The organism is Corynebacterium sp., from assembly GCF_052107835.1.
Taxonomy (GTDB): domain Bacteria; phylum Actinomycetota; class Actinomycetes; order Mycobacteriales; family Mycobacteriaceae; genus Corynebacterium.
Genome location: NZ_JBQEDF010000003.1, coordinates 25,055 through 36,341 on the forward strand (window position 1 = coordinate 25,055; position 11,287 = coordinate 36,341).

The window sequence follows — 11,287 nt, forward strand, 5'->3', positions numbered from 1 at the left end:
TAGCGCTATCATGGGCCCCGTGAACAGATCCGCCCGACCGAGCAGACGGGGCACCCTGGCCTCCATCGCCGCCGAGCTGGGTGTCTCCAGGACCACCGTCTCCAACGCCTACAACCGTCCCGAACAGCTCTCCGTGGAGCTGCGTGACAGGATCATGCGGACCGCCGCACGGATGGGCTACGCCGGACCGGACCCGATGGCACGCTCCCTGCGCACCCGCCGCGCCGGGGCGATCGGCGTCCTGCTCACCGACGACATGACCTACGCCTTCGAGGACCAGGCGTCCCTGGAGTTCATGTCCGGCATCTCCGAGGCGTGCGTGGGAATGGACACCTCCATGCTGCTGATCCCCGCCGGTGCGGAGAACTCCGAGGAGGACCGTCCGGCGACGCTGGTCAACCAGGCGGTCGTCGACGGGTTCATCGTCTACTCCGTCGCCGCCGACGACCCCTTCCTCGCCTCGGTCACCGGCCGCAACGTCCCCACCGTGATCTGCGACCAGCCCGCCGACGACCACGGCGTGAACTTCGTCGGCATCGACGACCACCAGGCGATCCGTCCCGCCGCCCAGGCCCTGGTGGATGCGGGCCACCGGCGCATCGGCATCCTGTGCATCCGTCTGGGCCGCGAGCCCAACAACGGCCCGGTCAACGCGGAACGCCTCGCTGGGGCGCAGATGCACGTCCAGAAGGGCAGGGTCGCCGGCGCACTCGAGGTCCTGCAGGACGCGGGCATCGCCCCGGGGGACGTCCCGGTCATCGAACGCCACATCAACAACCCGGACACCGCGCGGGACGCCGCCGCCGAGCTCCTGGAGAACAACCCGGACCTCACCGCGGTCGTCTGCACCACCGACAGCCAGGCACTCGGGGTGCTGGACTACGCGGAGTCCACCGGCATCGGGGTTCCCGGTGACCTGTCCGTGGTCGGGTTCGACGGGATCCCCCGCGCCCTGGCACGTGGTCTGTCCACCGTGGAGCAGCCCAACCGTGAGAAGGGGTTCACCAGCGGCAACGTGCTCGCCGCCCTGATCCGCCGGAATGCCGCCAGAACACGCCGGACCGAGGCGGAAGGGGCTGCGGAGTGGGCGGAGCCGGAGCGCCGGATCATCCTTCCGACCCGGTTCCTCTCCGGCCGGACGGTCGGTCCTCCCGCAGCTCGCTGACCGCCGCCACGGACGCCGCGTCCACCGCATTGCCGTCACGATCGCCCTGGCGCAGCAGCCGCGCCTCGCTGAGCCGGGACAGGAACCCGGCGACCGCGGTGGGGTCATCCAGCCTGCGGTGGGCCACGGTCTCCCCGTCACCGACACGGATACCCATGTCGGGACGCGCCGGGTAGGTGCCGTCCTCGGCCAGCCCCTCCTGGTCGAGGACGCGCTGAGCGGTTTCGTCGGTGACGTCATCACCGGCGAAGAGGACGGCGTCCGGCTCGGTCCGGTTGATGAACTCGGCGAGGTAGCTGCCCTTCGTCACCGCGGACACCGACACCTCGACGATGTCCTTGCCAGGGGTGACGGTGGCGCCCTCAAGCTGCTGGGCGTCCAGGCGGAACTCCTCGGAGGCGGTCAGTCCCACCCGGCGGTCCTGTGCCCCACGGATGTGCAGTCCCACGGCGAAGGGTTTGCGCTCGACGGACATCCCCGGGTCGCGGGAGGCGTAGTCCTCCGCCAGGTCCCCCAGGGTGGTGAGCAGGTCGCGCTGGTCGTCCGAGAGCCCCGAGGTCGCCTGGTCGGCCGGTTCCGCACCGTGGCTGCCGACGAGCAGGATGTCACCGGGTGCCGGGTCGGCGACGGCGGTGACCTCGGCGACGGGTTCCAGGATCTCGAGGTTGCGCCCGGACAGCAGCATCACGGTCGTTCCCGCGCACGCGGCGAGGCGGTCGATGGTGTCCCGGGCACCCGGCACCATCCGGACGGCCAGGGGGTCGGTGGAGAACTCGGCGAGGGTGCCGTCGAAATCCAGGGCGACGAGCAGGTCCCGGACTTCGGCGAGGTGCTGGATGTCGTCGGTGGAGATGGGCGGGCGTGGGCCGGTGTCGTCGGTCATGCACCCAAGCGTAGCCGCGCTCAGGGTGTGGCGATGAGTTCCACGAAGCGGGGGGTCTGCCAGTCGGAGACTTCGTCCCCGGACCGGGTGAGGCGCAGTTCGTCCTCACCGGGGGTGGACCAGTCCAGTTCGGGGGAGTCCTCCCCGAGCACGGAGACGAGCCTGTCGGCCAGGGTGCTGTCGTTGGGTTGGCACGGCACCCCGCCCTGGTCGTCCGAGGCATCCCGGGCCTGCAGATCGTGGAAGCGGACGCGGTTGTCCTCCAACCACTCGACCGAGCCGGTCAATGCCATGCACCCGGCCGAGCCGGTCATGGTCTCCCCGCCGACGACCAGGAACGTCCGGGCCTGGTCGGTCTGTGACAGGGAGGATGCCACGGCCGTCCCGGAGTCGGGCGCCGGGGCGTCCTCCACCCGGCTGACCTGCCAACGGACGTCCGCGAGTTCGCCGGGGGCGTCACTTCCACAGGACGCCACAGCGAAACCCGCGGCAAGTGCCAGCGCACCCAGGGCGGTGCGGCGTCTCCGGTCCGTTCTCACTCGTCCGCTGCTCCGGAGCTGTCGGCGGTGAGGGAACCGTCGAGGATCTCGAGGAAGCGGTGTGCCCACCCGTGGACGTCGTGGGCACGGACCTCCTCCCACATCTCCGTCATGCGCTGGCGGCGGTCCTCCTCCGGGGACTCGATGGCCTTCATGATCGCGGCGGCGGTGGATTCCACGTCGTAGGGGTTGCACAGGTAGGCGTCGGGCAGCTGGGTCGCCGCGCCGGTGAACTCGCTGAGAACCAGTGCGCCGGAGCCGTCGGAATGGCTGGCCACGTACTCCTTGGCTACCAGGTTCATCCCGTCCTTCAGGGCGGTCACCAGCAGCACGTCCGCCGCGGCGTACAGCGCCACGAGCTGGGTGAAGGGCATGTTCGCGTGCGAGTAGTGGACCACGGTGTGCCCCAGGCTGCCGTAGGAACCGTTGATCTGGGACACCGTGCGCTCCACCTCCTCCCTGGTGCGGGCGTAGGAGTCCAGCCGCTCGCGGGACGGGGTGGCCACCAGGACGAGGCATATCTCGTCGGGGTTGAGCTGGCCCCTCTTCAGCAACTGCTCCAGGGCCTTGAGCCGCTGGAGGATGCCCTTCGTGTAGTCGAGGCGGTCGACGCCGGCGAGCAGGATCCGGGGTGAACCGACCCGGCGGCGCAGCGCGGTCGCCGCGGCGATGGTCTCCGGCGAGGTCGCCTGGCTGTTGACCCCGGCGGAGTCGATCGAGATGGGGAACACCCCGACCTTGACCTCGCGGCCGTCGGAGCTGCGCACGGTACCCGCGACCGCGTCGCGGCGGGGCAGTCGGGCGCCACGGATGTAGGACACACCCTCCTCGTCGGTGCCCGCGGCTCCGTCAGACCCCGGGGTGCCGTCGGCACCGCAGGCATCGCCGCTGCCGACCTTGCTGAAGGTCACGTCCGCGCCGAGCGCCCGCAGCGTGTACAGGAAGTTCCAGGCGGAGTCCGGAGTGTGCAGCCCGATCAGGTCCGCGCCGAGGGTGCCCTGCAGGATATCCCACCGCCACGGCATCTGGCGGAACAGTTCCGGGGCGGGGAAGGGGATGTGCAGGAAGAACCCGATGGTCAGGTCGGGGCGGAGTTCACGCAGGATGCCCGGGACCAGGTGGAGCTGGTAGTCCTGCACCCACACGGTGGCACCCGGTGCGGCGGCCTCGGCCGCGGCCCGGGCGAAGCGCTCGTTGACCTCGCGGTAGGAGCGCCACCAGGAACGGTGGAACTCCGGGTGGACGATCAGGTCGTGGTACAGCGGCCACAGGGTGTCGTTGGAGAAACCCTCGTAGTAGGTCTGGAACTCGCCGGTGCTCAGGTTCACCGGCACCAGGGTGATGCCGCCGTCCATGTCCGGCATGTCGCCGGCGTGGATCTCCTCGTCGGTGGAGTCCGCGGTGGCGCCGGGCCAGCCCACCCAGGCCCCCTGGCTGGATTCCAGGACGGGACGCAGCGCCGTCACCAGTCCCCCGGGGCTGGGCGTCCACGTGGTGTCGCCGTTGTCGTCGGTGGTGGGGTTCACCGGAAGCCGGTTCGCAACCACGACCATGTCGCTCTGTGGGATATCGGCATTCACGGCGAGGTCAGCCCCTGATTCAGTCGACGATGGGTGGTCTCTTCTCAGAAAACCAGCCTACTCTTCGGTGGATTTCTTCGCGGCGGCCTTCTTGGTGGCCTTCTTCGCCGGGGTCTGTGTGGCCGCAGCCTTCGTCGTCTTCTTCGCCGGGGCCTTCTTGGTGGCCTTCTTCGTGGTCTTCTTGGTGGCCTTCGGGGTGTTGGCCTCGTCCTCCGCGGCGGCGTCCGCGGCGACCTTGCGGTGGATGAGCCCCTCAGGCTCAACCCCGAGCATGCACATCAGGGTGGCTGCATCGAGGAAGTCGGTCGCGTAGGTGGCGACGATCCGCTGTGCGGCGATCGCCGTATCCTTCTCCACGGTGTGCAGGGACTCTGCGCTGGTGGTGTGGCTGTCGGTGACCTTCGGCGGCACGTGTGGCTCCCTTTGTTCGCTGATGCGGGTAGGACGGCTTCAAAGGCCCCATTCTAGCCCGTCCGGTCCTCCGGCGCACCGTCCGGGGTGTGGTCGTCCGTGGTGTGGTCCGGGTGGCGGCGGGGGTCGGGCAGCCAGGGGGTGTCGGCACTCCGGCTGCGGCGCCGCAGTGCCCAGTGCGCCGGGCCCGACGGGCGGACCGTCCCGTCCTCCCCGCGACGGCGGCCCCGGGACCTGCGTGCCGGGGGACGCCGCAGGTCGTTGTGCCGGTAGAGGATGCGCGGGCGCCGCAGACGCCGGGCGACCCACTCGCCCAGGACCACTCCGGCGGCCAGCGCGGTGGCGGTCGCCAGGGCGATACCCAGGTTCGAGATTCCGACCACGAACTGGTCGGTGAGCATCGAGTACATCCCGCGGTACAGTGCCAGGCCGGGGAGCAGGGGAGTGATGCCCACGATCGCCGTGATCTGCGGCGGGATCAGGTAGCGGCGGGACAGCAGACCACCGGCCAGGCCGACGAAGGCGGCGGTCACACCCGCCGCGGTGATGTCGCCGAGCCCGATCTCCAGCAGGACGAGCCGGTAGAAGGCGTAGGCCACAAGGGCGGTGAACGTGGCGACGACCAGGGCACGCCGGGCGCAGAAGGAGGCGATGCCGAAGAACATCGCGGCACCGACGCCACCGAGGACCTGCAGGGCGGCGCCGCCGAAGTTGCCCTGGGTGGAGGACGTGTCGATCGGCGGCAGGGTCATCCCCAGCCGGCTGGTCAGGATGATGCCGGTACCGATGCCGGAAATGATGCCGCCGGTCATCAGCACGGTCTCGAAGAACCGGGCGGCGGACGTCACCGGGGCCCCGGTCACCCCGTCCTGCAGCGCCTGGACCAGTGTCAACCCGGCGAGCATGGCGACGATGCAGGACGCGATGACCAGACCCGGTGGCAGGTAGAACCCCAGTTCGCGGGCGAAGCTGTAGCACAGGGCCGCGGGGATCGTCGCGATGACGCCGCCGATGAAGTTCTGGAAGAACAGGGGCAGGGACTTCGACGCCAGCCACACGTTGGTGGCCATGATGATGATCGACGTTGCCACGGCGATGACCGCGACCAGCGGCTCACCGCCGAGCATCAGAGCGACCGAGCCGGCGAACCCGCCCCAGGCCATTGTCGCCCAGCGGACGCGGTAGGGCGGTGGGCTGGTCTCGATGTCGTCGAGGATCTTCCGGGCGAGTGCCAGTTCGGTGGCACCGTTGACGATGGACCGGATCAGCCGGTCGACCTCGGAGAGCCGGGAGAAGTCCGTGGTCACGGAACTCACCACGCGGAAGGTGCTGCTCGGAGGCAGCAGGTTGGTGCCGGGGGCGAAGATCGTGATGGTGTTCAGCGTGATGTCGACGTGGCACCCGTACAGTCCGTAGGACGAGGTGATGGCCTTGATCTGCGCTTTCGCATCCGTGTTGCCGGTGCCGGCGGCCAGCAGCAGGTCACCGATGCGGGCGGCGGTGTCCATCACCCGGTGGACCTCGCCGGTGTCGGTGAGGTTGACCGGGGCCAGCGGGGACGGGGGAGGCGCGGTGCGGATCGTGTCGATCGTGGACTTGTGCCCACCGGACAGGACGTCGTAGGTGCGGTTGCGAAGTGCTGTTACCCGCTGCTTGACCCTGCCCACGTACTCTCCCTGCTTCCCTTCTGCCTGCCACCGGTTCCTTGCTGATTCCTAGCGCACACTCTACTGCTGATAGAGTCATCGGCTGAATGCTGGTGCCGCTGGTCCCCGTCGGGGCTGCGCACCGGTTTTCCGCTGGAGTGGCGCAATTGGTAGCGCAACGGTCTTGTAAACCGTAGGTTGCGAGTTCAAGTCTCGTCTCCAGCTCTGTGAGCAGGGTAAACGGTGCGGACTCTCGGGGGGTGATCCGCATGGAGTGGACTTACACACCCCCGGGCGTTTCCACATCGTGGGACGTGCAGGTCAGGAGGTTGCGGGGTGCGGCAGGACATCGGCGGGGGTGTGATAGTCCACGTCGCCTGGATCCGCCGGTTCACGTCGAAGCACAAGTGTCCACGGCTACTAGTGGACAATTCCGTAACTGGCGGGGGATTGTGCGGTCTGCGGTTCTGTGACGGTTGGGCTGCCCCGGCGGACGAGTCCGGGTACCGGGAGGAAGGCGATGATGCACAGTGCGAGGACCATGCTGAACACGGGGACGGCCGTGGACATCGGGGCGTTCATGGTCAGCACGCCGACCGCCACCGCCGGCAGTCCGGAGCCGCCGTAGAAGGCGAGGTAGAGCGCGGCGGTGACGCCGGCGCGGTGGGGTGCGGGGGTGAGCAGGTCAGTTTCCTGGTTCGCGCCCCAGTAACTCAGGCCGTGGCCGATGCCGGTGACCACGGCCGCCACCGCCATGACGACCAGTGAGCCGGGGCCGCCGAGGAACGGCAGATTCGAGATGAGCAGTAGGACGGTCCCGAGGGCGAGCCCGGTCAGCCCGAGGGTCTGTGCGGTTCGTGGATCGAGCTTCGGTGCCGCGAACTGGCAGGCGGCGGAGATGAAGAGGACTGCGGCGACGAGGAGGCCGGAGGCGGCGGTGTCCGGGTGGCCGAGCACCTGCTCGGCGGTACTGGGGAGCAGTGCCAGGAAGACGCCGACAGCACACCAGCCGAGGAATCCCGTCGCTGCGGCGACGGCGAAGGTTGCGCGCATCGGCGTCGGGACCGTGGGCCAGGCGGGACGCCACCGCTGCCGGATGACCGGACGGTGCCTCGGCAGGGCCAGGACCGCCGCCGCGCTGCCGGCCAGGAGGACCAGCATGATGAGGAAGGGGACCATGAGGGATCCTCCCATTGCGGCGGACACCACCCCCGCCATCCCCGGGCCTGCTCCGGTGCCGGCGACGAAGGCAACGGTCCCCAGCGTGGAACCGAGCCACGGGCGGGACAGTGGTGCCGCCTCCACCGTGAGGGCCATGCCTGCGCCGGTGCCGAGCCCGAGGCCCACTCCGAGCAGGACACGTCCCAGGAACAGTCCGGGTGTGCCGCCCAGGTCGACTGCGAAGAAGGCGGTGCCCAGGGCAGTCACGATGATCCCGGCGATGAGGACCGGACGGCGCCCCAGCGAATCTGCCGCGGAGCCGAAGACCAGCAGGGATGCCACGGAGGTCAGGGCGAAGGTCGCGTACAGCATCGTCATGGTCGTGTCCGACATGCCGTGGAGGTTCTGGAACGCGGGGTAGAGGGGGCTGGCCATGTTCGCCGCCGCCGACAGGACAGCCAGCACCAGTGCCCCTGTCCACAACTGCCGCGCCGTCCCTCCTGTAATTGCCATCGTTGACGTTCCTTCCATGATTCTTCCGCCGTCACGGCCTGCACGGTCGTGTCTGTTGCCGGTTTCCATTCTGGTACCCGTTACAGTTGGCGTCTATCGCAGGAAAAAGTGAGGAATCGTTCGACAGGAGCGAATGAATGATGGACATCATCGACCACCGTCTCGGGATGCTGAGGATGATCGGGCACCACGGGACGGTGACAGCAGCGGCCGAGGCGCTCCGGTACAGCCCCTCCACGGTCTCGGCGCAGGTCAGCCAGCTGGGTAAGGAGCTCGGTGTCCCGCTGCTGCGGAGGGAGGGCAGGCGGGTCAGTCTGACCCGGCAGGCGGTGACACTGCTGGAACACGTGGACCGGATGGAACAGGAGTGGGAGCGGGCCAGGGCGGATCTGGAGGGCGATGCCGGACCGGTGACGGGGACCCTGACGATGTGCGGGTTCTCCACGGCCGCGAGTGTGCTGCTGCCGAGGACGATGAAGGAACTCACCCGCGAATACCCGGGGTTCAGGACACGTACCGTGGAGGCCGAACCCGCCGAATGCTATGACATGGTGCTGTCGGGTCGGGCGGACATCGGTGTGGCGGTGGTGACGACCTCGTCGCCGGCGGGTGACGACCCGCGGTTCTACCGGCGGCACATCCTCGATGACCCATTGGACCTCATGGTCCCGGAGGGGCATCCGCTGTCGTCACGGAGGAGCGTCCGGCTCGGGGAGGCGGCCGCCGAGGACTGGATCGTGGGCAGACCGGGCGGGACGTACAACCAGCTCGTGGTCTCGGCGTGCACATCGGCCGGGTTCACTCCGTCGGTGGCCCACTACGCCGACGAGTGGGAAACCGGGACGGCTCTGGTGGCCGAGGGATTCGGGGTCTGCCTCGTGCCCCGCATGGCCCGCTGGCCTGACCTGCACCCGGTGGTACGGGTGCCGTTGCGGGGTGCTGCCACCCCGGTGCGCAGCGTGACCGTCTTCACCCGGGCCGAAGCTCAACGGCGGGAGGCGGTCGCCTTCGCCCTCGACACGATCTCCACCGTGGCCGAGGAGTTCAGGGTGTCCGCCGTTCCGGAGGGCCCGGGATGAGACCGGCCGCCGCCCCGGCGGCGGTACTGTCTCTTCCATGAGCACGATCACCGTTCGCGAGACCATCGAGGCCGACATCCCGGCGGTCACGGCAATCTACAACGATGCCGTGGTCAACGGCGTCGCCGTGTGGAATGACGACGTCGTCGACGAGACGAACCGGCTGGAATGGCTGTCGGCGCACCGGGTCCCCGGCACGGTGGCACTGACAGCGGTCGGGGACGACGGGGACGTCCTGGGCTACGCGACCTACGGGGACTTCCGCTCCTACGACGGCTTCCGGCACACCGTGGAGAACTCCGTCTACGTCGACGGCGGTCAACGGGCGGGTGGCGTGGGGACCGCGCTGATGACAGCACTGATCGACCACGCCCGGCAGGAAGGCAAACACGTCATGGTCGCCGCCATCGAAGGCGGCAACACCGCGTCGATCCGCCTGCACTCCAAGGTCGGCTTCGAGGAGTGCGGGACGGTCCGGCAGGTCGGGTCCAAGTTCGGCCGCTGGCTGGACATGACCCTGATGCAGGTGATCCTCTGACCGCTGAACCTCGCCGATCGGCTCAGCCGCCCAGCACCTCGGCGACCGTCGCCAGGAACTCCGGGACGTCGTCGCGCCCGGTGACAACCTCGACGAGCACCAGTTTGTCGCTTTCGGATGACGCCGTGGTGATTGCCGCGTCCAACTCCCGCGGGGTCGTGGCCTTCAGGGTCAGACTGTTGTCCGGCGTCCCGCCGAAGGCCGCGGGAATCGCCTGCCAGTCGTAGGGGACGATGTCGTTGTAGGAGCGGTGACGGCCGTGGATCTCCCGTTCCACCGTGTAGCCGTCGTTGTTGATCAGGAAGATCACCGGGTTGGAACGCTCGCGCAGCAGCGTCCCGATCTCCTGCACGGTCAGCTGTGCTGAACCGTCCCCGATGAGCAGGACGGCCCGTCTCGACGGCACCGCCAGCGACGCCCCCAGGCACGCGGGAAGCGTGTAACCGATGGAGCCCCACATCGGCTGGCCGATGAACAGTGCGTCCTTCGGCATGCGGATCGGGGCCACGCCGAAGAAGGACGTCCCCTGGTCGGCGAGTACGGTCTGCCCCTCGGACACCGCGGCGGCGATGGTCGGCCACAGGTACTCCTGGGTCAGGGGGGCGTCCGGGTCGGCAGGTGTCGACGTGGCCGAGGAGTCATCAGGGGCCAGCGGTTCCAGCGGTTGCGGTGTCCACGGCGCCTCGGTGGCGATCTCCGTCAGTGCGGTGACAGCGTCCCGCATCGCCAGCGGGGCGAAGGTGCGGCCGCCCACGCTGCTCACCCCGGACTGCACCCGGAGCACCCGGTCGGGGTCGATGTTGTCGGAGAAGCCCGCGGTGATCGTGTCGTTGAAGATCACCCCGATGCTGACCAGTGCCTCCGCATCCTCGACGGCGGCGCGGACGCGCTCGGTCGAGGCGGCCCCGGCGTAGATCCCGGCGAAGTGGTCCAGCGACTCGTTCACCAGTGTCTTTCCCCAGGCTGAGGTGCTGAACGGAACGTCCGGGGTGGCGTCGAGCAGCCGGTCGAACTCATCGGTGGCCTTCAGCCGGTGGACCCCCAGATCGGCGAGGATGGTGGTCCGCCGACCGTCGAGGAATTCCGCGGCGGCGTCACGGAAGGCGGCCAGGGCGTCCGGCGACGAGGTCCGTTCCAGTCCGGTGATCGGGCCGGCGGGCCGGAAGGTCTCCGCGAGGGCGACGTCCGGCGCCAGGACCAGGTAACCGGGCCGCGACTCCAGGATCACCTCCCGCAGCACGCGGTCGATCTCCTCGACGGCGTTCTCCGGGGTCAGCACGGCGTCGGCGACAGTGACGTGCTCGTGCATCTGGTGGAAGTGGTCGAAGTCGCCGTCACCGAGGGAGTGGTGCAGTACCAGTCCCTGCTTCTGCAGGTCGGTTCGCGGTGAGCCGACGATGTGCAGGACCGGGGCGTACTCGGCGTAGGAGCCGGCGATGCCGTTGATCGCGGAGAGTTCACCGACACCGAAGGTGGTGACCATGGCGGAGAGGCCGCGGGCGCGGGCGTAGGCGTCCGCCGCGTAGGACGCGTTGAGTTCATTGGCGTTGCCGACCCAGCGGAGCTCATCGTGGTCGTCGACGACGTCGAGGAACGCCATGTTGTAGTCGCCGGGGACTCCGAAGACGTGCTCGCAGCCGAGTTCGGCGAGACGGTCGAAGAGGTGGTCGGCGACGCGGTACGGGGTGACTGGTTCCTGAGACATGGGTGGTGTCTCCTTCTCGTGGAGGATAAGCCCGGGTGTTTCCCGGTGCCTGTCCCTTCCACGGTAC

Annotated in this window: 10 protein-coding genes and 1 tRNA gene; 4 read left to right on the plus strand and 7 right to left on the minus strand. The window is 69.0% G+C overall.

The window, feature by feature from the left end; translation table 11 throughout:
• Nucleotides 1-19: 19 nt before the first annotated feature.
• Nucleotides 20-1,165, plus strand: a complete 1,146-nt coding sequence (locus ACTIL2_RS01155; RefSeq protein ID WP_442335610.1) for a LacI family DNA-binding transcriptional regulator — start codon at nt 20-22, stop codon at nt 1,163-1,165.
• Here the strand turns inward: ACTIL2_RS01155 and otsB are convergent.
• The 5 genes from otsB to thrE form a co-directional block, all read right to left on the minus strand.
• Nucleotides 1,107-2,048: a trehalose-phosphatase gene (gene otsB / locus ACTIL2_RS01160; protein WP_442335611.1), complete on the minus strand. Its 942-nt coding sequence runs from the start codon at nt 2,046-2,048 to the stop codon at nt 1,107-1,109. The genes ACTIL2_RS01155 and otsB overlap by 59 nt on opposite strands.
• Nucleotides 2,049-2,068: 20 nt before the next feature.
• Nucleotides 2,069-2,587, minus strand: a complete 519-nt coding sequence (locus ACTIL2_RS01165; RefSeq protein WP_442335612.1) for a hypothetical protein — start codon at nt 2,585-2,587, stop codon at nt 2,069-2,071.
• Nucleotides 2,584-4,140: an alpha,alpha-trehalose-phosphate synthase (UDP-forming) gene (locus ACTIL2_RS01170; protein WP_442335679.1), complete on the minus strand. Its 1,557-nt coding sequence runs from the start codon at nt 4,138-4,140 to the stop codon at nt 2,584-2,586. Before ACTIL2_RS01170 ends, ACTIL2_RS01165 begins: the two co-directional genes overlap by 4 nt.
• 84 nt (nt 4,141-4,224) lie before the next feature.
• Nucleotides 4,225-4,578, minus strand: coding sequence for a hypothetical protein (locus ACTIL2_RS01175; protein WP_442335613.1), 354 nt, complete (start codon nt 4,576-4,578; stop codon nt 4,225-4,227).
• Between the two features lie 53 nt (nt 4,579-4,631).
• A complete protein-coding gene (gene thrE, locus ACTIL2_RS01180) occupies nt 4,632-6,245 on the minus strand; it encodes a threonine/serine exporter ThrE (RefSeq protein ID WP_442335614.1) in 1,614 nt (537 codons plus the stop codon).
• Nucleotides 6,246-6,376: 131 nt separating this feature from the next.
• Between thrE and ACTIL2_RS01185 the strand changes: the two genes are divergently transcribed.
• Nucleotides 6,377-6,449, plus strand: a tRNA-Thr gene (locus ACTIL2_RS01185).
• Nucleotides 6,450-6,644: 195 nt separating this feature from the next.
• Here the strand turns inward: ACTIL2_RS01185 and ACTIL2_RS01190 are convergent.
• A complete protein-coding gene (locus ACTIL2_RS01190; protein ID WP_442335615.1) occupies nt 6,645-7,898 on the minus strand; it encodes an MFS transporter in 1,254 nt (417 codons plus the stop codon).
• A 137-nt stretch (nt 7,899-8,035) separates the two neighbouring features.
• Here ACTIL2_RS01190 and ACTIL2_RS01195 point away from each other — a divergent pair, with 137 nt between their 5' ends.
• Nucleotides 8,036-8,977, plus strand: coding sequence for a LysR substrate-binding domain-containing protein (locus ACTIL2_RS01195; protein ID WP_442335616.1), 942 nt, complete (start codon nt 8,036-8,038; stop codon nt 8,975-8,977).
• A 37-nt stretch (nt 8,978-9,014) separates the two neighbouring features.
• Nucleotides 9,015-9,515 (plus strand): GNAT family N-acetyltransferase, encoded by a 501-nt coding sequence (locus ACTIL2_RS01200; RefSeq protein ID WP_442335617.1) that lies wholly within the window; start codon nt 9,015-9,017, stop codon nt 9,513-9,515.
• Nucleotides 9,516-9,537: 22 nt separating this feature from the next.
• Here ACTIL2_RS01200 and ACTIL2_RS01205 read toward each other — a convergent pair whose 3' ends face one another.
• Nucleotides 9,538-11,220, minus strand: a complete 1,683-nt coding sequence (locus ACTIL2_RS01205) for an alpha-keto acid decarboxylase family protein (protein WP_442335618.1) — start codon at nt 11,218-11,220, stop codon at nt 9,538-9,540.
• Nucleotides 11,221-11,287: the final 67 nt, after the last annotated feature.

What these genes read in the sequence shown, in the direction of transcription:
- otsB (WP_442335611.1), bottom strand. Translation starts at nt 2,048, where the DNA reads ATGACCGACGACACCGGCCCACGCCCGCCCATCTCCACCGACGACATC.
- ACTIL2_RS01170 (WP_442335679.1), bottom strand. Translation starts at nt 4,140, where the DNA reads ATGGTCGTGGTTGCGAACCGGCTTCCGGTGAACCCCACCACCGACGAC.
- ACTIL2_RS01190 (WP_442335615.1), bottom strand. Translation starts at nt 7,898, where the DNA reads ATGGCAATTACAGGAGGGACGGCGCGGCAGTTGTGGACAGGGGCACTG.
- ACTIL2_RS01195 (WP_442335616.1), top strand. Translation starts at nt 8,036, where the DNA reads ATGATGGACATCATCGACCACCGTCTCGGGATGCTGAGGATGATCGGG.
- ACTIL2_RS01200 (WP_442335617.1), top strand. Translation starts at nt 9,015, where the DNA reads ATGAGCACGATCACCGTTCGCGAGACCATCGAGGCCGACATCCCGGCG.
- ACTIL2_RS01205 (WP_442335618.1), bottom strand. Translation starts at nt 11,220, where the DNA reads ATGTCTCAGGAACCAGTCACCCCGTACCGCGTCGCCGACCACCTCTTC.